19 protein-coding genes are annotated in these 22,329 nt (G+C 60.7%); 12 read left to right on the top strand and 7 right to left on the bottom strand.

The window, feature by feature from the left end:
- Window positions 1-2 precede the first annotated feature (2 nt).
- From EXV95_RS11935 to EXV95_RS11915, 5 genes are all read right to left on the bottom strand, one after another.
- A complete protein-coding gene (locus tag EXV95_RS11935) occupies window positions 3-956 on the bottom strand; it encodes an MBOAT family O-acyltransferase (RefSeq protein ID WP_176887005.1) in 954 nt (317 codons plus the stop codon).
- A gap of 67 nt (window positions 957-1,023) precedes the next feature.
- Complete coding sequence (gene mtgA, locus EXV95_RS11930) at window positions 1,024-1,758, bottom strand: monofunctional biosynthetic peptidoglycan transglycosylase (RefSeq protein WP_055394917.1); 735 nt, start codon at window positions 1,756-1,758, stop codon at window positions 1,024-1,026.
- Window positions 1,759-1,787: 29 nt separating this feature from the next.
- Window positions 1,788-2,636 carry a shikimate dehydrogenase gene (gene aroE / locus EXV95_RS11925; RefSeq protein ID WP_176887004.1) on the bottom strand — a complete coding sequence of 283 codons (849 nt, stop codon included), beginning with the start codon at window positions 2,634-2,636 and terminating at the stop codon, window positions 1,788-1,790.
- Between the two features lie 69 nt (window positions 2,637-2,705).
- The gene (locus tag EXV95_RS11920) at window positions 2,706-3,566 is read right to left on the bottom strand and encodes an energy transducer TonB (RefSeq protein WP_055394913.1); all 861 of its coding nucleotides are present in this window, start codon (window positions 3,564-3,566) and stop codon (window positions 2,706-2,708) included.
- A gap of 32 nt (window positions 3,567-3,598) precedes the next feature.
- Window positions 3,599-5,674 (bottom strand): ribonuclease catalytic domain-containing protein, encoded by a 2,076-nt coding sequence (locus EXV95_RS11915; protein ID WP_176887003.1) that lies wholly within the window; start codon window positions 5,672-5,674, stop codon window positions 3,599-3,601.
- Between the two features lie 94 nt (window positions 5,675-5,768).
- Between EXV95_RS11915 and EXV95_RS11910 the strand changes: the two genes are divergently transcribed.
- Window positions 5,769-7,346 (top strand): Wzy polymerase domain-containing protein, encoded by a 1,578-nt coding sequence (locus tag EXV95_RS11910; RefSeq protein ID WP_176887002.1) that lies wholly within the window; start codon window positions 5,769-5,771, stop codon window positions 7,344-7,346.
- Between the two features lie 41 nt (window positions 7,347-7,387).
- Here EXV95_RS11910 and EXV95_RS11905 read toward each other — a convergent pair whose 3' ends face one another.
- On the bottom strand, window positions 7,388-7,972 hold the full coding sequence (locus EXV95_RS11905) for a YqiA/YcfP family alpha/beta fold hydrolase (protein WP_176887001.1): 585 nt from the start codon (window positions 7,970-7,972) through the stop codon (window positions 7,388-7,390).
- A gap of 110 nt (window positions 7,973-8,082) precedes the next feature.
- Between EXV95_RS11905 and EXV95_RS11900 the strand changes: the two genes are divergently transcribed.
- From EXV95_RS11900 to EXV95_RS11860, 9 genes are all read left to right on the top strand, one after another.
- Complete coding sequence (locus EXV95_RS11900) at window positions 8,083-10,521, top strand: serine/threonine protein kinase (protein WP_176887000.1); 2,439 nt, start codon at window positions 8,083-8,085, stop codon at window positions 10,519-10,521.
- Window positions 10,522-10,557: 36 nt separating this feature from the next.
- A complete protein-coding gene (rodA, locus tag EXV95_RS11895; RefSeq protein ID WP_176886999.1) occupies window positions 10,558-11,730 on the top strand; it encodes a rod shape-determining protein RodA in 1,173 nt (390 codons plus the stop codon).
- A 129-nt stretch (window positions 11,731-11,859) separates the two neighbouring features.
- Complete coding sequence (locus EXV95_RS11890) at window positions 11,860-12,198, top strand: YegP family protein (RefSeq protein WP_176886998.1); 339 nt, start codon at window positions 11,860-11,862, stop codon at window positions 12,196-12,198.
- Between the two features lie 81 nt (window positions 12,199-12,279).
- Entirely contained in the window at window positions 12,280-13,764 is a 1,485-nt protein-coding gene (gene tldD, locus EXV95_RS11885; protein WP_176886997.1) for a metalloprotease TldD, read from the top strand.
- 9 nt (window positions 13,765-13,773) lie between these two features.
- The gene (locus tag EXV95_RS11880) at window positions 13,774-14,778 is read left to right on the top strand and encodes a sialate O-acetylesterase (protein WP_176886996.1); all 1,005 of its coding nucleotides are present in this window, start codon (window positions 13,774-13,776) and stop codon (window positions 14,776-14,778) included.
- A 92-nt stretch (window positions 14,779-14,870) separates the two neighbouring features.
- Window positions 14,871-16,700, top strand: a complete 1,830-nt coding sequence (locus EXV95_RS11875; RefSeq protein WP_176886995.1) for a carbamoyltransferase — start codon at window positions 14,871-14,873, stop codon at window positions 16,698-16,700.
- A 5-nt stretch (window positions 16,701-16,705) separates the two neighbouring features.
- Window positions 16,706-17,119 carry an SxtJ family membrane protein gene (locus EXV95_RS11870; protein ID WP_176886994.1) on the top strand — a complete coding sequence of 138 codons (414 nt, stop codon included), beginning with the start codon at window positions 16,706-16,708 and terminating at the stop codon, window positions 17,117-17,119.
- Complete coding sequence (locus EXV95_RS11865) at window positions 17,119-17,271, top strand: DUF5989 family protein (RefSeq protein ID WP_176886993.1); 153 nt, start codon at window positions 17,119-17,121, stop codon at window positions 17,269-17,271. Before EXV95_RS11870 ends, EXV95_RS11865 begins: the two co-directional genes overlap by 1 nt.
- Window positions 17,272-17,275: 4 nt before the next feature.
- Entirely contained in the window at window positions 17,276-18,139 is an 864-nt protein-coding gene (locus EXV95_RS11860) for a hypothetical protein (protein WP_176886992.1), read from the top strand.
- Between the two features lie 453 nt (window positions 18,140-18,592).
- On the opposite strand, the gene EXV95_RS11855 is transcribed toward EXV95_RS11860, so the two are convergent.
- A complete protein-coding gene (locus EXV95_RS11855; protein ID WP_176886991.1) occupies window positions 18,593-19,474 on the bottom strand; it encodes a hypothetical protein in 882 nt (293 codons plus the stop codon).
- An 831-nt stretch (window positions 19,475-20,305) separates the two neighbouring features.
- On the opposite strand from EXV95_RS11855, the gene EXV95_RS11850 reads away from it, so the two are divergent.
- Both EXV95_RS11850 and EXV95_RS11845 read left to right on the top strand, forming a co-directional pair.
- Window positions 20,306-20,845, top strand: a complete 540-nt coding sequence (locus EXV95_RS11850) for a hypothetical protein (RefSeq protein ID WP_121421129.1) — start codon at window positions 20,306-20,308, stop codon at window positions 20,843-20,845.
- 299 nt (window positions 20,846-21,144) lie between these two features.
- Window positions 21,145-22,266: a 3-deoxy-7-phosphoheptulonate synthase gene (locus EXV95_RS11845; RefSeq protein ID WP_121421128.1), complete on the top strand. Its 1,122-nt coding sequence runs from the start codon at window positions 21,145-21,147 to the stop codon at window positions 22,264-22,266.
- Window positions 22,267-22,329: the final 63 nt, after the last annotated feature.

Genomic DNA, 22,329 nt, shown 5'->3' with positions numbered 1-22,329 from the left:
GGCTACCAGCCTTGCAGCCAGTCTGGCAGACCACGGGCGTAGAAAGGAGTCACTTCGTGGATGCTTGCAAAGAAGAACACGGACGAGGCCAGGTTGAACGCGAGGGTTCCGGCTATCCACGGGATGGCAGCCCAGCCCTTCTTGGTCCTGACGCGCAGGGTCATCGCCGCAGCGATCCCGTGCATGGCGAAGAAGACCGACTGATAGCCTTGCACGCGCCCAATCGCAGCGTAGAAGATGAATTCGTGGATCAGTGCAGACAAGCCAAAGACCAGGAGCGTTGTTCGCACCGGCGTGCGAGAGCCGCCAAGGGGTTTGAAGATGTCCTCCCAAAAGAATTGCTGCATGTTGCGGTTGTACCGCCGCCAGAAGTCTGCTGGGGTGCGCGCCGCAAAAGGATGGTCCATGTATTCGCGCGCCGCCCTACCAGACAATCTCCACAGCGCGGCGGAGGCGGAAAGCCCGGAAACGATCGCCACCATCAGGGCGGTCACTTTACTTGTGTGTTCAAGAAGAAAGGGCCAGCCTTGCCAATCCACACTGAACAGAACATTCAGGAGTGCGATGCCGATAGCGCCGCCCATCGTTCCCAGCACCAGACGGGATAGGTTTGCGTTCCTGGGCACTGGGCGCTCGCGCGGTAGACACCGCCGAACCAGAACGAAAGGGTGGGCGAGAAAAGCCAAAAAATCTTTCCACACCAGTGGCGATCTCATTCGCAGCTCCAGCCAGACGTCGATCACCTTGATGGCTATGAGGGTTGCTGACATGGCAGCGAGGAACCGTGGAAGCGGTTGGTTGGCAGGGATCAGCCACGGCGATAGGGCGATCAGCAGGCAACCGCCCAGCAGGGCGCCGGACTGCGCGTGGTTGGCCCCACCTCGCTGCGACAGCAACGGGAAGCAGGCTATCGCCAAGAGGTAAGGGACAAAAAATCCGGCGAATAGGGGCAGCATGATGTCTTGCTTGCTTCGTTGTGTGCTGTCACTTCAATCGCAGTGACATGTGCCGTGGCGCTCGCGCTCACGGCAGCTCCGCACTACCCATTCGCCCGAGAATCGTCCGCGTCCGTCCCGCCAGATAAGCCGACCCCGGCGTCTTCTCAAACCGCTTGGGTGCAGGCAGCATCACCGCCAGCCGCGCGGCTTCCGTGGCGCTCAGGCGCGAGGCGCTTTTGCGGAAGTAGTGCTGCGCGGCCGCCTCGGCGCCGAACACGCCTTCGCCCCATTCCACGCTGTTCAGATAAATCTCCAGGATGCGCTGCTTGCTCAGCAGCTGCTCCAGCAGCAGCGTGAGTACAAATTCCTGCCCCTTGCGCAGCAGCGTGCGTTCGCCGGATAGCAGCAGGTTCTTGGCCAGCTGCTGCGTGATGGTGGAGCCGCCCCGGATCTTGGGGGCACGCACGGGGCGGTCGGGGGCACGGGCCTGGGCTTTGTTGGCCAAGGCTTCGGCCTTGGCGTTGCGCTCCCAGGCTTTTTCGATGGCATTCCAGTCCACGCCGTCGTGGCTCACAAAGCCATCGTCTTCCGAGGCGATCACGGCGCGCTTGAGCTGGTCGGAGATGCTGGCGTAGGGCATCCACTGCTGGCGCCAGGGGACGTTGCCTTTGGTGGTGAGCAGCGTCCAGGCCTCGGAGCGCTGAAAGCTGGTGGATTCGGGGTCGATGACCACCATGGCCGCGATACGGACCACAAAGAACAGCTGCAGCGCCACGAAGGCGAGCACCACCAGTCCCAGCCAGCGCAGCACGGCTTTCATCGCGGTGTGACTCCTCGTGTGGGGTGTTGTTATTGAGATGAGTTGGCCTGCTGCATTTCCTGCAGCACCTGGGCCGACGGCGGGCGCACGCCGCGCCACAGCAAGAAGGCTTCGGCGGCTTGCTCGACCAGCATCCCCAGGCCGTCACGCGGAACGGCGCCGTGCTGGCGGGCCCAGTCCAGAAAACCCTGCGCGGCGGGGCCATACATCATGTCGTAGGCCAGGCAGCCGGGGCGCAGCACGCTGGCGGACACCGGCACTTCGGCACCGGCCAGGCTGCTGGCCGTGGCATTGACAATCACATCAAAATTAGTCTCTGGCGCTTGTGGAGTAAGCGCAATAAGCTCTGATTTTTGTAGCAATGCAAGCGCACTGTGCGACTGCACCAGGGCCTGCGCCCTGGCCAGCGTACGGTTGGCCACGGTGATGTGGCGGGCTCCTGCCAGCAACAACGGGCCCAGCACGCCGGCCGCAGCGCCACCGGCGCCCACCAGCAGCACATCGCGCCCCGCCAGGGAGACACCCGCGTTGCGCGTGATGTCGGCCACCAGGCCCAGGCCGTCGGTGTTGTCGGCATAGATGCTGCCGTCGGCGCGGAAGGTGAGGGTGTTGGCCGCACCGGCCAGCTGCACGCGCTCGCTGCATTCGGTGGCGAGAAGTGGCGCGTCGGTTTTGAACGGCACCGTCACGTTGCAACCGCGCCCGCCCTGGGCCACAAAGTCCCGCACGCCCTGGGCAAAACCATCCATGGGCACCAGGCGGCGTTCGTAGGCGATGTGCTCCCCCGTCAGTTCGGCAAAGCGGGCGTGGATGGCGGGCGAGCGGCTGTGCGCCACCGGATTGCCCATCACGCAGTACAGGTCGGCGGCTTGGCTCATGGGTAAAAAATCGTGCGGTATGAAAAAAGGCGGGTTGGCAGGGCCGCCGCGGGCAGGGCCTGGTGGCGACTAGCGGACGCTGGTCTCCAGCGTCTGATCGCGCGTGAACTTGAAGCGCGCCACCATGGCGATCTGGTCGGCCTTCTTGCGCATGTCGGCGCCAAACGCGCCAAACGGGCCGGCAGCCCGGGCAATCGCCTCGGCGCGCCGGTCCAGCGTGGGGTTGCCTGAGCCTTGCACCACCTCGGTGTCGAGCACGCGGCCGTCGTGGTTGACGGTGACGATCATGGTCAACTCGCCATACAGCTTCTTGCCGCCCTGTTCGGGGAAGTTTTCGGTGCCCTTGTCTTCCACCTTGCGGCGCAGGCCGTCGTAATAGATGGCGTAGGCCTCTTCGCGCGTGGCGGGGCTGATGTAGCGCTTCTTGGGGCGCGAGTTTTCTTCGTTGATGCGCTTTTCGATCTCGGCGAGCAGCTTGACGAGCTGGCGGCGCTTTTCCTGCTCGTTGGCCTGCTCGGCGCTCTGGCTGGCCTGGCGCGGATCGGGCTCGGGCATGGTGGCCAGCTGCTTGCGCAACTGGGCCAGCAATTGCGCCTGCTGCTCCTGCATCGCATCCATCTTGCGCTGGGCTTCTTCGTAGTCGTCGCCCACCGTGGTCAGCGCGGTGTAGGGCAGGGGGCTGGTGGCGCGGCCCTTCTCGGCATCGCCGCCGCCGGCCAGGTTGGCCTGGGCAATCGCCTGGGCCTTGTCGGGGCGCTCGTTGGACTTGGCGTTGACCAGGATGACTTCGAGCGGCGTGTCCTGGAACACGCGGTTGAAGCCCTCGGGGTCGATGAAACGCACCGAGATGAGCGCGGCATGCACGGCCACCGAGATGCCCAACGCGAGCTGCAGCGTGCTGAAGGTGCGGAGGAAGGCAGGGAGTTTCATCGCCAGCAATTATCAGGGGCTGTCAGGGGGAATCAGGCGGCCGGTGCTGCCGCAGCGGCTTCGGCGGGTGCCTCGTTCACGTCCACTGCAATGGCAATCGGTCCGGCCACGGTATCGTCGTCCTCGGCATCGTCCACCGGGCCGTCGTCGCTGGTGTCGGCAGGGTCATCCAGGCGCTCGATCACGGTGCCATGGATATCGAGGGTGATCTCGTCCACCTCGCCCAGCTTGACCTTCAGGCGCGCGCCGCGCGGCAGGTTCTGCGCGCCCAGCACGGGGAAGACCAGCGGAATATCGTCTGCACGAACGAGGAAGCTGCCGCCCGGGCCTTCCTTGAAGACGGTGACGTTGAGCTCAGTGATGCCGTTCTGCTCTACATATTTGAGCGTCCAGAACCGTTCCATGCCCGCCTGGTAGCCGTTGTAGGCGCTGTAGGCGCCGTCAAAGCTGCTGATGATGGAGAACAGGTCGGCATCCTTGGGCTTGAAGGGCGCGGCCAGCGCAGCGGTCTTGCCGTGGCGGGCGCAGGCAATGATCTGCCACTGGTTGACCAGGTCGGTGTAGCGGCGCAGGGGCGACGTGGCCCACGAATACGCTTTGACGCCGATGCCCGCATGCGGCAGCGCCTTGGTGCCCATCCGCACCTTCACGCCCGGCGCCATGCTGGCCTGGCTGCGGTAGATGCCGGGCACTCCCAGCTCGGCCATCCAGCTGCCCCAGGTGCTGTTGGCCACGATCATGGCCTCGGCCACGATCAGGTCGAGCGGCGCGCCACGCTGGCGCACGCTGATCTGCACTTGTTCATCGCCCGTGGGCTCGGCACCGTTGTTGCCGACCAGGCGGAAGTTGTAGTCCGGCCGGTTGAAGTTCTCGGGCTTGCCACGCACCACTTCGCGGCGGGCTTTGAGGTCCTTGGCAAGGCGGTGCAAAAATGATAGCTGGGGGCGCAAGTCAGACAAGCGCTGGGGGTCGTTTTGATGCTCGAACGCCGGGTTGGAGAGCCATTCTTCGGTCACCACCGCATCGAGCTGGTCGTGGCGCAGGTTGGCAACCACGTGCACGCGCTCCAGTTTGGTTTCAGAGCTTTTGAATTCCAGCGTGGCTTCGTCGATGGTCACGTACAGCGACACGGCCGGGTTGGCGCGGCCTTCGTCCAGCGTGTAGGTCTGCACCACGTCATCCGGCAGCATGGTGATCTTGTAGCCCGGCATGTACACCGTGGACAGGCGCGCGCGGCCAAGCTGGTCGATGGCGCTGCCCGGCTGGATCGCCAGGCCCGGCGCGGCGATGTGGATGCCCAGCACCACGGTGCCCGTGCCCAGGCCCTGCACCGACAGCGCATCGTCGATTTCGGTGGTCTGCGAGTCGTCGATGGAGTACGCCTGCGCGGTGGACAGCGGCAGCTCGTCGGCAATGACCGGCGCCGTGACGGCCGGGAAGCCCGTGCCCTTGGGGAAGTTCTCGAACAAGAAGCGCTTCCAGTGGAACTGGTAGCTCGAATCGATGGCGCCCGCCTTTTGCAGAAGGTCGAGCGGCGCGGTGTGCGTGGCGCGGCTGGCGTCCACCACGGCCTTGTACTCGGGCGCGTTCTTGTCGGGCTTGAACAGGATCTTGTAAAGCTGGTCGCGGATGGGCTGCGGGCATTCGCCCCGTCCCAGCGCGGCGGCCCATTCGTCGATTTGAGCGAGGAGGGCCTTTTTCTTCTCGATGGCGGCCAGCGCCTGCTGCAGGATCTCGGCCGATGCCTTCTTGAACCGGCCCTTGCCCGCACGGCGGAAGTAGTGCGGGGCGTCGTACAGGCGGAACAGCGCACCGGCCTGCTGGGCCAGGGTGGCGTTTTCAGAGAAATAGTCCCGCGCCAGGTCGGCAAAGCCGAACTCGTCTTCGGGCGCGAACTCCCAGGCCAGGTCCAGCTCAATGGTTTCGGCCACGGCCTGGGCCTGGGCGATCAAGTCGGCAGGCGAGGGTTTCTCGAATTTCAGGAGGATGTTGGCGGCCTTGACCTTGACCCGCTTGCCCGAGTCGAGCTCAACCTGGGCGGATGTATCGGCTTCGGACAGGATACGACCGGCCATGAACTTGCCGGCTTCTTCAAACAATGCGTGCATGGGCGGCATTGTCCCATGGGTGCCGCGCCGGTCCGACGGCCCCGGGCCTGCCCCTATGATCCAGGGCTTTGCACGATGGCCCGGTTCTTTCGACATGTTTTTTGATGCCATTGCCGTTCCGCTGGCCTTGCTCGCAGTGGCTTTGCCGTTTCTGTTCGCCGTCACTGACTCCCCAATCGCCAACTTCTGGCCGCTGATCGCGTCCTGGGTGTGTGGGGCGGTGCTTTTGCTGCTGGCAGCCGGGTGGGCACGAACCGGGGTCGCGCAGCGCAGGGGGCCTGCGGGCTGGGGTTGGCTGCTGGCGGGTGGGCTGGGGCTGGCCGCGCTGGTGGCCAGCGTCATCGGGCTGGTGCAGTACCTTGCTGGCGATGTCGGCCTGGGGCCCTGGATTCACGCCTCGGTGCCTGGCCAGGCTGTGGGCAACCTGCGCCAGCGCAACCAGCAGGCCACCCTGCTCAGCCTGGGCGCGTGGGCCTGGCTGTGGTGGACGCTGCATGCCCGTCCACAAGGCAACGCGGACTTGGCCGGGGCGGCCAGCCCAGGCCGCGCACCTTCCTCCGGCGTGTGGGGCGTGCTGACCGCCGTGGCGCTGATGTGGATCGCCGTGGGCGGGGCCGCCACAGCGTCGCGGACCGTGGTGGTGCAGTGGCTGCTTGTCCTGGTGCTTCTGGTCGTGTGGCGTGGCGCGGGCCGTGGGGAGGCGCTGCGCCTGGGTATCGCAGGGTTTGCGGTTTTTCTGGTGGCCGCCTGGGTGCTGCCCGAGGCGCTCTGGAGGTTCCAGGGCGTGCGCGCAGATGCCTTGTTCCACCGTTTTACGGACGGATCGCACAGCTGCACCAGTCGGCGGGTGCTGTGGTCCAACGTGCTCACCCTGATTGCGCAGAAACCGTGGCTGGGCTGGGGCTGGGGCGAACTGGACTACGCACACTACATCACGCTGTTCCCGGGCGAGCGCTTTTGTGTGCTGCTGGACAACGCGCACAACCTGCCCCTGCACCTGGCCGTAGAGCTGGGCCTGCCCGCTGCCGTGGCGTTGTGCGGGGTCGTCGTGGCAGGGTGCCTGTGGGCCCGGCCTTGGCGCGAAACCGAACCCGTGCGCCAGCTGGCCTGGGGCGTGCTGGCGCTCATCGGACTGCACAGCATGCTGGAATACCCGCTGTGGTACGGGCCGTTCCAGGTGGTGGCCTTGCTCTCGGTGGCGATCCTGGTCTGGCCCCGGCGCGACGAAGCATGGGATGGGCGCGCGTGGCCTGCGGGGGCTGCTGCGCTGGTGGCCGCCCTGGCAGTCCTGGGTGCCTGCGGCCTTGCCGCCTGGGACTACCACCGCGTGAGCCAGCTTTACAAGCCCGGTGCGCAGCGGGCTGCCGCGTACCGTGAGGACACGCAGGCCAAGGTGTCCCATTCGCTGCTGTTTTCGGGCCCGCTGGACTTTGCGCGCCTGACCACCACGGGGCTGACACGCGACAACGCAGCGCGCATGAACGCCCTGGCCCAGGAACTGCTGCATTACTCCCCCGAGCCCCGCGTCATTGAAGTGCTGGTTGAAAGTGCCGTGATGCTGGGCAAGGACGACGAAGCGGCTTTCCACATGAAGCGCTACCGTGCAGCCTACCCGGACGACTATGCCCGCTGGATGGGGGCGGGTGGCACCCGGGCATCCCAGGCACGTTGAAGAGGTTCTGATGCGCTGGTGCCCCCGGCGCCCGGGCGATGTCAGGCCAGAGCCAGGAACTCCGTCACCTGGGGCAGGTAGTCGCTGAAACTGGCGAGGGCGTGTTCTCCCCCCTCCTGCACCACCAACCGTGCCTGCGGGTAGCGCGCCACCATTTCACGCCAGTCCAGCACCTCGTCGCCCTTGGCAATGATGGCCATCTCGGGCGCTGCCGGCGGCTGGCCTGTGGTGTCCAGCGCGCGCAGCTCGTCAATGTATTCAGGCTGGAAGTAAAACCGCTCCGCTGGGTCGTGCCAGGTGGTCTGCTCGCCGATGTACCGCGCAAGGTCACGCGCCGGGTGCACGGCCGGATTGAGCATCACGCTGGGGCAGCCCTTGTGCTGCGCCACCCAGCTCGCGTAAAAGCCACCGAGCGAGGAGCCGATCACCGCCATTGCTGCTCCGGGCCACAGGGCAATGCCCTGCGCGACCAGTTCCATCGCCGCTTTGGGGGAGGGCGGCAGCTGGGGGCACCAGAAGGTGACACCCGGGTGGTGCTGCGCCACATGCGCGGCCATCTGCCGCGCCTTGGCAGACTGGGGCGAAGAGCGAAAGCCGTGCAGGTACAGAAGGTGGGTAGTGGTCATGGAGGGGGAAAAAGACAGGGCAGGGGAATCACTGCTGTGAAAGGGGTGGCCGAGACATAAGATGCATGGCATGGGCACCACGCGGTGGGCCCGCTGCCTTGATCCCCACCATGACTGATTTTGCCCCGCTTTCCACCGCCAAACGCTGGGCTTTGGGATCCACCGACAAGCCTCCCACGTCGCTGGGCCGCTTTGAACTGAAAAAACTGCTGGGCCGGGGCGCCCAGGCCACCGTGTGGCTGGCGCTGGACCCGCGCCTGCAGCGCGAGGTGGCCATCAAGCTCATGCGCCCCGTGGAGGACCAGGACCCGTCGGTGCTGGAGCACTGGCTGCGCGAAGCCCGGCATGTGGGGCGCCTGGCGCACCCCTTCATCGTTCCGGTGTTTGAGGCCGATGTGCAGGGCCGCCAGCCCTACATCGTGTTCGAGTACGTTCCAGGCAAGACGCTGGCCGAGCATCTGGCGCAGCAGGGGCGCTGCACGCCGCACGACGCGGTGGCGCTGATGGTGGACGTGCTCGATGGCCTGCAGGCCGCACACCAGGCCGGCATCGTGCACCGCGACCTCAAGCCTTCCAACATCATGATCGACACCCAGCGCCACGCGCGGGTGATGGACTTTGGCATGGCGGCGCCGGTGCAGGCTGTGCCGGATTCGCAACTGGCCAGTGGCATTCCGGCGTACCTCGCGCCCGAGGCGGCTGCCGGGGCGGCCCCTGCACCGGCCATGGATGTGTATTCGGCCGCACTGGTGCTGGTGGAGCTGCTCACGGGCCGGCCACTGATCCACCAGAAGGACGCCTGGCAGGCGCTGTACCGCATTGCCAACGAAACCCTGGTGCTGCCGGAAGACCTGGGGCCGGGCGTGGACGACGCCCTGCGGGCCATTTTGCAACGTGCGATGGCGCGCGAGCCGGGCCAGCGCTACCCGTCGGCGGCGGAGTTCCGCGATGCCTTGCGTGCCTGGGCCGCGCCCGCCAGCGCGCCCACGGCGGCCAGCAATGCCACGCTCGACTTCCTGCTGCGGCGCATGCGCCACAAGAGCGACTTTCCGGCGCTGTCGGACTCGGTGGCGCGCATCCAGCGCGTGGCCAACTCCGAGGACGACAGCATCAGCGATCTCACGCACGAGATCCTCAAGGATGTGGCGCTCACCAACAAGTTGCTGCGCCTGGTCAACAGCGTGCATTTCGCGCATGCGGGCCGGGGCACCATCAGCACCGTGTCGCGGGCCGTGAGCTTGGTGGGCTTCAACGCCGTGCGCAATATGGCACTCAGCCTGGTGCTGCTCGACCACATGCAGGACAAGGCCCATGCAAGCCAGATGCGCGAGGAGTTTTTGCGCGCCATGATGGCTGGCTCGGTGGCTGCTGAACTGTGCGAGCCCGGCCAGGCGGCTGAAGAGGCCTTCATTGGCGCTATGTTCCAGAACCTGGGCCGCATGTTGTGCGAGTTCTATTTTCCGGAAGAGGCGCGCCAGGTGCGCGCCCTCATGGAGACTGGCCGCGTGGAGGGGGGCGAAGAGTCGGCCGCGCTGCAGGTGCTGGGCCTGGGCTTCGAGGACCTGGGGGTGGGCGTCGCCCGCGTCTGGGGGCTGCCCGAGAGCCTGCAGCGCTGCATGCGCAAGCCCCTGGGCTCGCCCATGCAACGCGCGCCGGAGCAGGGGGTGGAGCGCCTGCGCTGGGTGGCGATGGCCGCCAATGAGGTGGCCAGCACCCTGCTGGCGAGCGATGCCGCGTCGTTGGAAGCCCACCTGGGCCAGATCGGCACCCGCTATTCCCGCACCCTGGCGCTGTCTGCCGCAGCGATTTCGGAGGGCACTTTGCGCGCCCGCCACAAGCTGGTGGCGCTGGCCGAGGCGCTGGACCTGCGCGTAGCCCCCGGCACGCCTGCGGCGCGGCTGCTGCAGCTGCCCCCGGCGGCCGGTGCCGGGCCCGCGCAGGATGACGCCCTGGGCTCGCACGAGCTGCGGGCCAGCGAAACCCAGCCCCTGCCAGCGGTGCTGGAGTCGCAGGCCAGCGGCGCCGTGTCGGTCGCGCAGGTCAACGAAGTGCTGGCAGCGGGCATCCAGGACATCACCAATGCCATGGTCGAAAGTTTTCAGCTCAACGACGTGTTGCGCATGATCCTGGAGACCATGTTCCGCGCGCTGGGGTTTCGGCGGATGGTGTTTTGCCTGCGTGAGGCACGCACCGATTTGCTGACCGGCCGCTTTGGCCTGGGCGAGGGCAGCGAGGCCGCCGTGCGTGCCATGAAAGTCCCGCTCAAAGCGCCGGGCGACCTGTTTGCCGCCGTCTGCCTGCGCGGCGCCGATACGCTCATCAACGACGCGACGGAGCCCAAGATGCAGGCCCGCCTGCCCGAGTGGTACCGCGCGGGGCTCAATGCCCCCTCGTTCCTGCTGCTTCCGCTGCAGATCAAGGGGCAGACGTTTGCGCTTATCTATGCCGACCAGTCCACGGCAGGGGGCATCGTGGTGGACGACAAGGCCCTGGGCCTGCTGCGCACCCTGCGCAACCAGGCGGTGATGGCCTTCCGCCAGGCGGGGTGACGGTGGCGCGGCCCCAAGGGCCGCGATAATCCCGCGATGGCCGTTGTTTTTGAAAAGCCCTCGCTCGCCCAGCGTTTTCTTCCCCTGTTTCGCGGGTTTGACCTGCCGCTCATCCTGGTGGTGGCGTTGCTCGCCTGCGCCGGGCTGGTGGCCATGTATTCATCGGGCTACGACCACGGCACACGGTTTTCGGACCATGGGCGCAACATGCTCATTGCGGGTGCCATCCTGTTCATGGTGGCCCAGGTGCCGCCCCAGAAAATCATGCTGTTCGCTGTGCCGCTGTATGCGGCTGGCGTGGCGCTGCTCTTGGCGGTGGCGCTGTTTGGCATCACCAAAAAAGGGGCGACGCGCTGGATCAATGTGGGCATCGTCATCCAGCCCAGTGAGATCCTGAAAATTGCCATGCCCCTGATGCTGGCCTGGTGGTTCCAGAAACGCGAGGGCACCTTGCGCCCGCTCGACTTTGCGGCGGCAGGGCTGCTGCTGGCCGTTCCGGTGGGGCTGATCATGAAGCAGCCCGATCTGGGAACGTCGCTGCTGGTTCTGGCAGCTGGCCTGTCCGTGATCTTCTTTGCCGGGCTCTCCTGGAAGCTGGTGCTGCCACCGGTGGTGCTGGGGGGCGTGGGCATCCTGGCGCTGGTGTTGCTAGGGGACCAGTTGTGCGCGGACGGCGTGCGCTGGTCGGTGCTGCACGACTACCAGCAGCAGCGCATCTGCACCCTGCTCGACCCCACACGCGACCCGCTGGGCAAGGGGTTCCACATCATCCAGGGCATGATCGCCATCGGCTCGGGTGGCATGTGGGGCAAGGGTTTCATGGCGGGTACGCAGACGCATCTGGAGTTCATACCAGAGCGCACCACCGACTTCATCTTTGCCGCGTTTTCCGAGGAGTTCGGGCTGGCAGGCAACCTGTTTCTGCTGGTCTGCTTTTTGATGCTGGTCTGGCGCGGCCTGGCCATCGCCGCAGGGGCCAGCAGCCTGTTCGGGCGCCTGATGGCCGGGGCGGTCTCGATGATTTTTTTCACCTATGCCTTTGTGAACATGGGGATGGTCAGCGGCATCCTGCCCGTGGTGGGCGTGCCGCTGCCTTTCATCAGCTATGGCGGCACCGCCATGGTGACCCTGGGCCTGGCGCTGGGCATCCTGATGTCGGTGGCCCGGGCCCAGAAGCAGGACCCCAAGGACGCTCGGCCTGCCCTATAGCCATGGGCTCCGCTGGGAGATCAGGAACACCTTCCAGGGTCTTTACCCAGGCGTTGCGTGCAGGGCGGCAAGAGGGTACAAACCGGCAGGCCAACTGTGCCTTGGCCCATGCAACCGGAGGGATTCCCTATGGCGGCGAAGTTCGAGCTGAAGAAGTCGAAGAACGATAAATTTGTCTTCAACCTGTTGGCCTCCAATGGCCAGATCATCCTCACCAGCGAGATGTACGAATCACGGGCCAGTGCGCTGAACGGCATCGAATCCGTGCGCAAGAACGCTCCCGATGATGGCCGGTTCGGTCGCCTGAGTGCCAAGGATGGATCGCCCTATTTCACGCTCAAGGCGGGCAATGGCCAGGTGATCGGCCAAAGCCAGATGTATTCCGGTGCCAAGGCGCGCGATGCGGGCATCGAATCGGTGCAGACCCATGCGCCCCAGGCCGTCCTGGACGATCAGACGGCAGTTTGATGCTATGGGCAGGTGCGTTGTGGCAGGGGGGCATGTGCCCCCTTGTCCGGTAAGGTGGGGCTGCGCGCCTAAAATGCCCTGATGACTTCCCGCTCCACCACTGCCGCGCCCCAGCGTGCGGCCACCAGCCAGCGCATCGATGTCGCTCGCGAATTGTTGCTGACCCCTTTCGGGCTTGACGAAAGCCATCTGGCACGGGCACTGGCCGAGATCCGCACCCACAAGGTGGACGATGCCGACCTGTACTTCCAGTACACCCGCAGCGAGGGCTGGAGCCTCGAAGAGGGCATTGTCAAGACTGGTTCCTTCAGCATCGACCAGGGTGTGGGTGTGCGCGCGGTGAGCGGCGAGAAGACGGCGTTTGCCTATTCGGACGACATCTCCGAGGCGTCCTTGCTGGACGCAGCCCGAACTGTAAGGTCTATTTCGGCCGCAGCGCAGGCGGGTAAAGCGCGAGTAGCTCCTAAAAAAGTAGCGGCAGGCCGCAGCCTGTACCCCGGCGTGGACCCCATTGCCTCGCTCGACAGCACCGCCAAGGTGGCCTTGCTGGAAAAGCTGGAGCAGCGCGCCCGCGCCAAGGACCCGCGCGTGGCGCAGGTCATGGCCGGGCTGGCGAGCGAATACGACGTGGTGCTGGTGGCCCGTGCCGACGGCACCCTGGCGGCCGATGTGCGCCCGCTGGTGCGCCTGTCGGTCACGGTGATCGCCGAGCAGAATGGCCGCCGCGAAATGGGTTCGGCGGGCGGCGGTGGTCGTTTCGGCCTGGCCTATTTTGACGACGAGCAGATGGGTAAGTACGTGGACGAGGCCGTGAATGCGGCCCTGGTCAACCTCGAATCGCGCCCCGCCCCTGCGGGCGAGATGACGGTGGTGCTGGGGTCGGGCTGGCCCGGCATCCTGCTGCACGAAGCCATTGGCCACGGGCTGGAAGGCGACTTCAACCGCAAGGGCTCGAGCGCATTCAGCGGCCGCATCGGCCAGCGCGTGGCGGCCAAGGGCGTGACGGTGCTGGACGACGGCACCATCGCCGACCGCCGTGGATCGCTCAACGTGGACGACGAGGGCCACGCCAGCCAGCGCAATGTGCTGATCGAGGACGGCATCTTGAAGGGCTACATCCAGGATTCGCTCAACGCGCGCCTGATGAGTGTGGCGCCCACCGGCAACGGCCGCCGCGAGAGCTATGCCCACATTCCCATGCCGCGCATGACCAACACCTACATGCTGGGCGGCGACAAGGACCCGCAGGAAATCATCGGCAGCATCAAGAAGGGCCTGTACGCCAGCAACTTCGGCGGCGGACAGGTGGACATTACCTCGGGAAAATTCGTGTTCTCGGCCAGCGAAGCCTACTGGGTGGAAAACGGCAAGATCCAATACCCCGTGAAAGGCGCGACCATCATCGGCAGCGGTCCCGAGTCGCTCAAGAAGGTCACCATGATCGGCAACGACATGCGCCTTGACAGCGGCGTAGGCACCTGCGGCAAGGAAGGCCAGAGCGTACCCGTGGGCGTGGGCCAGCCTACGCTGCGTATCGAGGGGTTGACGGTGGGTGGGACGGCCTGAAGAAGGCGGATGCGAAAAGTTGGTGTGGCATTCCGGCAACCCACTCTCCGCCTGCTGGGCAGCATAGTCTGCTTATGGGGGCTGGCATGTGCGAGCGGCAGCAGTTTCGCTCAGCACTGTCTGGCGGTAGATGCCAACCCATCGGCTCCAGTTCGCAAGCTTTTTGTCATCGCAGGACAATCCAACGCGGTGGGCTTGGCGTCCGTCAGGGACATTACCAGTGGTCCCAATAATTATGTTGAGGAAGATACCGTCTTTCCGAACGTGAAGATCTATGGCGTCTTCAACGCTGGACCTGAAATTGCCGGAAAGGATGATGCAACACATTCCAGCACAGTAAACTGGAGTCGTTTTGCATCATGGCAGGTGGCACGGCCTGGTTTCGGCTACAAGAATGTGACCCATTACCCGCAGTATTTCCCACAGGGTTCGGGCGCACAAGACATGTTTGGACCTGAACTGTACTTTGCCCGCTACTTGAATGACCGGCCGCCGAAAGACCACTACATTGTAAAACTGGCTGTTTCAAATACTTCGCTGAATCCCACGACCAATGCTGATAGCTGGTCCCCTGGGGGACGATTGTATAAAGAGCTTATGAAAATGATTGCTGAAGCTCACAATTCCAAGCGAACAGAAGTGAATTTGAAGGTGGCTGGCATTTTTTTTATGCAGGGCGAAACCGACGCAATGCATAAAGAATGGGCAAGTAATTACGAAAAAAATCTCAAGGAATTTGTACAACGCTTCCGAGAGGACGTTCAAAGTATGACCTGTGCAGAGGCAAAAAGTGTCCCAGTCGTCCTTGGAAGAATTCAAAATAATTCTGCATGGGTGCATGCAAGAATCGTGCGACTTGCTCAGCAAAAGGTGGCTCGCGACGTCCCGCACGTCAGTATTGTGAATACGGATGATCTTTCGGGATGGCTTGACAAGAGTGGTTTGCACTTCAACGAGTATGGTCAGGCGCAGTTGGGTAAGAGGGTTTATCAAGCCTTTTTTCCTCCTTCGTAAAACTTACGAGCAAAACGGAAACTTCGAGAAGTTTCGGATGTGAGCGATATTTTCGTTTTTACGATTAAATAAGATTATTTTTGTGGATTGCAATGAATATATTGGGAATATCTGCGTACTATCATGACAGCGCGGCGGCGCTATTGCGATCAGGCAGGATCATCGCTGCGGCACAGGAAGAGCGTTTCACGCGGAAAAAGCATGATGAACGATTCCCAAGAAATGCAATCCATTACTGCCTGGCGGAGGCAAATGTTCGTGTCCATGAACTGGACTCGATTGTTTTTTATGACAAGCCCATTCTCAAGTTCGAGCGCTTGCTCGATACCTATTTGAGCTATGCGCCCCGCGGCTTTCATTCTTTTGTCATGGCTGTACCCGTCTGGCTCAAGGAGAAGCTGTATCTGAAGAGGACACTTAGGCAAGAGCTTGCCAGCTTGCTTTCCTGCAAGGAGTCGGAACTTCCTCCAATTTTGTTTGCCGAGCATCATGAGTCGCATGCGGCGTCTGCCTTCTATCCGAGTCCATATGAAACTGCCGCCGTTTTATGTCTGGATGGCGTAGGAGAGTGGGCAACCACATCGGCATGGCTGGGGCAGGGTTCAGAATTGACCCCTTTATGGCAAATCGATTTTCCGCACTCACTGGGGTTGTTGTATTCGGCGTTTACCTATTATCTAGGTTTCAAGGTGAACTCGGGAGAGTACAAGCTCATGGGCCTTGCGCCCTATGGAAAGCCTGTTCATACCCAATTGATCTGGGATCATCTTATCGACGTCAAGGAGGACGGGAGTTTTCGCCTGAATCTGGATTATTTTGATTATTGCGCTGGATTGCGGATGACCAACCAGAAGTTCTCCGATCTATTCGGGGGGCCGCCCCGAGATCCAGAGAGCGTACCGACCCAGCGCGATATGGATCTGGCAGCGTCCATCCAGGTGGTGACTGAAGAGATAATTATAAAATTGGCTCGGCAGCTCAAAAAAGATACCGGAGCCGATTATTTGTGTCTGGCCGGGGGGGTGGCCCTGAATTGTGTAGCGAATGGGCGCCTTTTGCGAGAGGGAATTTTCAAAGACATCTGGATTCAACCCGCCGCTGGAGATGCAGGTGGTGCATTGGGGGCCGCTTACGCTGCCTACCATACCTATCGCAAGCAACCCAGGGTGTATGTGCCGGGCGTTGACCAGATGCAAGGCTCCTTGCTGGGGCCGCGCTATGAACAAGCTGACATCGTTGCGAAGCTTGATCAACTGGGGGCGCACTACACAGTGGTGGAGCCTAGTAGGCTGTCTGATACCGTTGCAGATCTGTTGGCCAATGAAAAGGTTGTAGGCTGGTTTCAAAATCGGATGGAGTTCGGTCCCCGGGCGCTGGGTGCGCGGTCGATCATTGCGGATCCGCGTTCGAGTGCCATGCAGTCCCAGCTGAACTTGAAAATAAAATTCCGCGAGTCGTTCAGGCCTTTTGCCCCGGCCGTCAAAGAAGAGGCCGCTGCTCGGTACTTCCACTTGGATAGGCCCAGCCCCTATATGCTCTTGGTGGCACAGGTCCACGAGGACATTCAGACCCAGCCGGATGAGTCCTTGCACGGTTTGGCGCAGTTGCATCAGGTGCGTTCGTCGATCCCTGCCGTGACACATGTGGATTATTCTGCGCGCGTACAAACCGTGAGTGAACAAAGTAACCCAGAGTTTTATCAGCTATTGAGTGCCTTCGAACGAAAAACCGGCTGTTCGGTACTGGTGAATACATCGTTCAATGTGCGCGGCGAGCCTATTGTCTGTACGCCGGAAGACGCATTCCGTTGTTTCATGGGAACGGATATGGATTGCTTGGTATTGGGTAACGTACTGCTGTCGAAAGACGCACAAAAGAACGTCAATATTGCCCATCGCAAAGGTGCCTTGGCACTGGACTGACGAAAATGATGAAAAATAACACTGAAGCCGTAGTCGATGCACGTGAACTGCGTAAATTCGGCTATGTCATGGCAGGGTTTTTTGCCCTGGTTTTTGGCCTTTTTGTGCCTTGGTGGTGGTCTCTAAAATGGGCTTATTGGCCATGGGGCGTCGCTGTGGTCTTTCTTGCGTTGGCCCTTTTGAAGCCCTTGGCTTTAGGTATTGTTTACAAATGCTGGATGCGACTGGGTCGAGTGCTTGAATGGGTCAATGTCCGGATTGTTCTGGGTGTTGTCTTCTTTCTGGTTTTTATGCCGTTGGGAATGATCATGCGGCTGCTTGGAAAGGATACGCTGCAAAAAAAATGGGATAAGCAGGTGGCTACCTACAGAGTCAACAAGGTATCTAGAAAAAATAATCACATGGAGCGGCAATTCTGATGTTGGAGCTGATCAAAGAGCTTATTCTTTTCTTCCAGGAGCATAAACGCTACGCACTGATTCCTGTGCTCCTGGTCTTGCTACTGCTGGGAGCCCTCATTGTGTTTGGGCATGGCTCGGTGTTTGCACCCTTTATCTATACGCTGTTCTAGATCGATGAAGAAGCTCATTTACATTCTTCTTCCTTCACTAGTACTGTGCGCACTTGTGGCTTTGGGGTACTGGGCTGGGCTGTATACGGTGGCCGGCCGGTTCGATAAAGTCATCCGATGGGTGGAGCAAGGGGAGACTTTGGCTGGAGTGCTGGCAGTGACTCCTTTGAAGGATGAGCAGCGCAATCATTACGCACGCGCTTACACCAGTTCTGCGTTGGATATCGGCTCCATTAGTTGGTCTGTCCCTAATCAGCCAACTCCTTTTGTAGGTACTGCCCCATCACCAGGGCAACACCAAAATGCACATATCAACTCATGGCAGATGCGCAACAGCGAGGAGCTCCAGATGCCGAAGCCGGAGGGGGTCTATCGCATTTTTCTCACCGGTGGCTCCACCGCATATGGATCTGGTGCTCCGAGTCAGGAGCAGACGATTGGCAGCCTGCTGAATGATCTGCTCAACAAGAACCTGTCAAAACCTGGCCTGCGTTATGAGGTGTTTACTTTTGCCAATCCAGCTTGGGCGTCCACACAAGAGCGTATTGCCATTGAAAACTATCTTTCTGAGCTTCAGCCGGATCTGGTGATTTCACTGTCCGGAAATAATGATGTTTTTTGGGCGAATGCGGGTCGAAATGTCCTGTGGTTCAGTGCATTTTCGGATGACTATTTTAAAACTCTGGCAAATACGGGTTTGAAAACGGCTGGCAGAAAGGAACTGCAGGACTTGCCGCAGGCCCGTCCTCTGCCTCAGCCTGTACCTGTGCAGACAGTTGCCTATCGACTTGAAAAGAATGTTCGATTAGGAGCACATGCTCTTCAGGGTATAGATTGGGTATTTTTTTGCAGCCCACTCTTTCTGTGACGAAAAAATCTTTAAGCTCGCGTGAGAAAGATTTTCTCTCTAACTCTAAAGAATACTACTTGCAGTGCTATCAAGCAATTTCCGAAAGGCTATCAACAATGAGGCTGAAGAATTTCGAATTTGTTGATATTTCTGGAGTGTTTGATCGATATAAGTCCGAGGATGATATGTTCTTGGATCAGTTTCACTTTGGTGACAAGGGTAACGCGGTCATTGCTCAAGCTATTCTCGCTTCATTGGCTCCGAAAATAGAATATAGTATGCGGAAAAACTAACTTCCTTGGATTTTTGCAATAGCACTGCACAGAAGTGGCGTCGAGAAAAATTCCGGAATGAATGCTATGCGCTTTGATTTTGTGATTAATGACTAGCAGCACCTGAATCTCGTTGATTGAGGTTCGCAATGCTGTAACTTAATCCTGAATTTGCTAAATTAATTCAATCATTCTTGTTTTAAAATCCGCCATCAAACATCCATACTTTTACTTTGGTTGGACTGTAGAAGTTGCCGCCGGGGCTAGATCTGGCCATTGTTCCAAATATTGAGTCGTCGAGTGGGAAGTATGAATCAGTTAAAAAACTTATGCTTCCATGTTGCACGACTGTAGCACCAGAGGGTGTTTCTTGTACTAGCTCTCCACGCATTTTGGTCCAATGCTGTCCTGAGATTAAATGTCCTTGCATTGTCAAACGAATCCAGTAGTACATTCCATGGGTAAGAGTGAAATCGGATTCGGTAATATATGACGCCGATGTGGGGTCGTTTGGTAAGCAGTTGATGAAAGTATTTCCGGTTAAGGTGCTTTGCATGCAGCGGTTATTGGTTTGGTCCCAAGTGTATGCGGTTTGATCTCCGTTCCACAACTCAAAGCCCAGGCCTTTGGGTGTAAGTATTAATCCGGCACCATATCTAAAAAGCCATTGTCTACTCGGATGCTCAGGTGAATTTAGAAGTTCTTGGACTGAATTTCTCTGAAAAGGGCAAACTGCAGTTGCTCCAGAAAATTCCCCTTGCGTGAATGCAAGAATACTATGCTCAGTCAGCGCGCTGGAATTGTATCCTGGGGGCTGCCACTGAAATCTAGCTTGTAGCTGTATGGTGCCCCCTTGTTCAAGCGTATTTTTGGATTTTTGCATGTTATCTGGTTTGTACCAGTCAAAATAACAAAAACCGTTTATCTGCAAGGCCGGATGAGTTATATCATCGGCAATATAAGATTGGATCTGAGCGCCAACGCCACCACAAGCGATAAGACTCATCACTGCAAAGCCAGCAAGAATATGCTTGATCATTTGATAGTATTTAAAAGTGGTGCATTCAAATGTGAAGTCCAACACCCTTGATTCCGGTGGGTGAGGTGGAGTGCTGCAGTCCGTTGATCCGAAGCTCACAATACACAACCAAGGGTGATCGTACCCACGCCCTCTTTCTTGGGAGGTTGTTAATTTCATCTGCATTCGCATCGAGCTGCTGTCGGCTGTAGCTTCGTCTAGAAGTGATTTGTACGAACAAAGCGGTAAGTGTGCGCTGCGAATCGCAGCTGGATGCAAGGCGTAAAACGCAGCAATAGCCGTAGCTATTGCGAGTATTTGTAATGAAGCAGACCGCAGATGCACACGACGCGGTGAATTGTGCAGAGGATCCCAGGCGCTCAAATGTACGGGACATCGGACCCGGTCCAGATGCTGACTTGAATCAACGCAATGCCAGATGCTAGATGCCGCTACCGAGACTGTCCCAGAAGCCGACGACAGGTCAGTGGCGCACTCTGATGGCCTGTGGCCTCTACCGCTGGCCACACTGGCGATCGATAGCCCTTAGCGCGAACCTTGTCCGCGCGATGTCTGTCAAGCCGTGCTCTCCTGAAAACGCCAGCTGGAATCTGACGGTCGGCTGGAGAGCGGCTGTACTCTTCTTAGAGACGAATATGCAACACCATTGACAATTCATTGCGCTGCTTGGCGAGTGATCCTCTGGTGTAGCAATATGCAGCTCAAGATTGCCGGGCACTTTCAGCACTGTGGAAACCTGACAGAGCCTAGGCTTTGCAATGTAAAACCTGCCCAGGTTTTTTTCTACGCCTCTGGCAGCGCCGGCGTATGCCGAAGCGCTCCTGTGTAAAAACAAATGGGCGGTTGATGGGCGGCATGGCGGACAATTGATTCATGCCCGCGACGCGCCCCAGTCAGCTACTGACCCTTCAATCATTTGGAGACATCAGCCGCTTTCTGCGTGAAGGCGTGGCCGATGAGGAATCTCGCCAACTGCGCGATAGCTTGAGCGCGCTCTCAACGCAGATCGACGAGGCGGTGCGTATCCGCCGCACCAGCACCGATACCACCGCCATCACCCGGCGTGTGTTGACTTTGTCGCATTGCGCCCGCGAGCACCAGTTGTTCCTGACGGGCCTGGGATCGGCTTGGCACGCGTTGTACGAGTTCGGGGCCTATGAGCGTGCGTTGAGGGAGTTGCGCAACGCGATCGCGGACTGGCAGCAGATGCTGGAGCGGCGCAGCCCGAAGGAAAGTGCGAGTTTCGACCAGTTCGAGCTTCTAGCCTGGCGCACGCTGGGCGAGGCGTTGCTGCTCATCGACATGTATGAGCACCAGAGCGATCCACCCAGTGACCTTCAGGATCGGGCGCCGCCGCGCAAGCTGTCAGTCCTGCAGCGTGCGAGCGCTTGGTTTCGTCGCTGGAGGCGTTGAATCAGGGGGTTGGAAGTGGGGCCTGGTAGGCATCCGGATTACCATTGCTGTCGCGCAATCGCAACAATCCGGGGGTGCTGCACTGCCGCACTCCTGTGCTACATTGGCTGCCATGCAAGTTCGCAGCGCGTTTTATTTTTGGTTTTTTATCTCGGTCCCCGGCGGATGAGAGGAAAACGCGCAAGCAAACACAACCTTCCCATACCAACCGCCGACGCTGCAAAGCCCGGCGGTTTTTGTTTTTCTGCCCTCCCGTTTTTTCATCCCTCCCACTACTTTTACTCCACGAGGAAGCAACCATGACGGCCACCACCACCCCGACCAGCGATGCCTGGTACCGCAGCGTCGAGAAAACCAGCCAGACCGACGACGAACGTATCAAGGACATTACCGTGTTGCCTCCTCCCGAGCATCTGATCCGCTTTTTCCCGATCCGTGGAACGCCGGTCGAGACGCTGATCACCCAGACCCGCAAGAACATCCACAACATCATGGCTGGCAAGGATGATCGCCTGCTGGTGGTGATCGGCCCATGCTCCATCCACGATCCGGCCGCTGCTGTTGATTACGCGCGCCGCCTCATGGCCGCGCGCACGCAGTACGCCGACACCCTGGAAATCGTGATGCGGGTGTACTTCGAGAAGCCACGCACCACGGTGGGCTGGAAGGGCCTCATCAACGACCCGTACCTCGACGAAAGCTACCGCATCGACGAAGGCCTGCGCATTGCGCGCCAGCTGCTGATCGAAATTAACCGCCTGGGCATGCCCGCCGGCAGCGAGTTCCTGGATGTGATTTCGCCCCAGTACATCGGCGATCTCATCAGCTGGGGCGCCATCGGCGCCCGCACCACAGAAAGCCAAGTGCACCGCGAGCTGGCCTCCGGCATCTCGGCGCCCATCGGCTTCAAGAACGGCACCGACGGCAACATCCGCATTGCCACCGATGCCATCCAGTCGGCCAGCCGGGGCCACCACTTCCTGTCGGTGCATAAAAACGGCCAGGTGGCCATCGTCAACACCAAGGGCAACAAGGATTGCCACGTGATCCTGCGCGGCGGCAAGACGCCCAACTACGACGCTGCCAGCGTGGCCGCCGCCTGCAAGGACCTCGAAGCCGCCAAGCTGCCCGCCACCCTGATGGTGGACTGCAGCCATGCCAACAGCAGCAAGCAACATGAAAAGCAGCTCGACGTGGCGCGCGACATTGCCGCTCAGCTCGCCGGTGGCTCGCGCAGTGTGTTCGGCCTCATGATCGAGAGCCACCTCACCGCCGGTGCCCAGAAGTTCTCACCGGGCAAGGACCAGCCTGGCGCGCTGGAGTATGGCAAGAGCATCACGGACGCCTGCCTGGGCTGGGACGATTCGCTGACGGCGCTGGCTGAGCTGTCTGACGCCGTGAAGGCGCGCCGCGCGCGGTGATCTGCGCCGCTGGCCGAAGGCCCTAAACTGGAAACCCGTGGCGGGCCGTGCAAGGGAGCACGG

The organism is Acidovorax sp. JMULE5 (assembly GCF_013376875.1).
GTDB lineage: Bacteria > Pseudomonadota > Gammaproteobacteria > Burkholderiales > Burkholderiaceae_C > Acidovorax > Acidovorax facilis.
Note: the sequence above shows the minus strand (reverse complement) of the source record. Positions and strands in the feature narration are given on the sequence as shown.

Excerpts from the sequence above, each read along its gene's own strand:
- mtgA (WP_055394917.1), bottom strand. The coding sequence starts at position 1,758 with ATGAAAGCCGTGCTGCGCTGGCTGGGACTGGTGGTGCTCGCCTTCGTG.
- EXV95_RS11900 (WP_176887000.1), top strand. The coding sequence starts at position 8,083 with ATGACTGATTTTGCCCCGCTTTCCACCGCCAAACGCTGGGCTTTGGGA.
- EXV95_RS11870 (WP_176886994.1), top strand. The coding sequence starts at position 16,706 with ATGATGAAAAATAACACTGAAGCCGTAGTCGATGCACGTGAACTGCGT.
- EXV95_RS11860 (WP_176886992.1), top strand. The coding sequence starts at position 17,276 with ATGAAGAAGCTCATTTACATTCTTCTTCCTTCACTAGTACTGTGCGCA.
- EXV95_RS11935 (WP_176887005.1), bottom strand. The coding sequence starts at position 956 with ATGCTGCCCCTATTCGCCGGATTTTTTGTCCCTTACCTCTTGGCGATA.
- EXV95_RS11910 (WP_176887002.1), top strand. The coding sequence starts at position 5,769 with ATGTTTTTTGATGCCATTGCCGTTCCGCTGGCCTTGCTCGCAGTGGCT.
- EXV95_RS11850 (WP_121421129.1), top strand. The coding sequence starts at position 20,306 with ATGCCCGCGACGCGCCCCAGTCAGCTACTGACCCTTCAATCATTTGGA.
- EXV95_RS11890 (WP_176886998.1), top strand. The coding sequence starts at position 11,860 with ATGGCGGCGAAGTTCGAGCTGAAGAAGTCGAAGAACGATAAATTTGTC.
- EXV95_RS11920 (WP_055394913.1), bottom strand. The coding sequence starts at position 3,566 with ATGAAACTCCCTGCCTTCCTCCGCACCTTCAGCACGCTGCAGCTCGCG.
- EXV95_RS11875 (WP_176886995.1), top strand. The coding sequence starts at position 14,871 with ATGAATATATTGGGAATATCTGCGTACTATCATGACAGCGCGGCGGCG.
- tldD (WP_176886997.1), top strand. The coding sequence starts at position 12,280 with ATGACTTCCCGCTCCACCACTGCCGCGCCCCAGCGTGCGGCCACCAGC.
- EXV95_RS11865 (WP_176886993.1), top strand. The coding sequence starts at position 17,119 with ATGTTGGAGCTGATCAAAGAGCTTATTCTTTTCTTCCAGGAGCATAAA.
- aroE (WP_176887004.1), bottom strand. The coding sequence starts at position 2,636 with ATGAGCCAAGCCGCCGACCTGTACTGCGTGATGGGCAATCCGGTGGCG.
- EXV95_RS11880 (WP_176886996.1), top strand. The coding sequence starts at position 13,774 with ATGCGAAAAGTTGGTGTGGCATTCCGGCAACCCACTCTCCGCCTGCTG.
- EXV95_RS11845 (WP_121421128.1), top strand. The coding sequence starts at position 21,145 with ATGACGGCCACCACCACCCCGACCAGCGATGCCTGGTACCGCAGCGTC.
- rodA (WP_176886999.1), top strand. The coding sequence starts at position 10,558 with ATGGCCGTTGTTTTTGAAAAGCCCTCGCTCGCCCAGCGTTTTCTTCCC.
- EXV95_RS11915 (WP_176887003.1), bottom strand. The coding sequence starts at position 5,674 with ATGCACGCATTGTTTGAAGAAGCCGGCAAGTTCATGGCCGGTCGTATC.
- EXV95_RS11905 (WP_176887001.1), bottom strand. The coding sequence starts at position 7,972 with ATGACCACTACCCACCTTCTGTACCTGCACGGCTTTCGCTCTTCGCCC.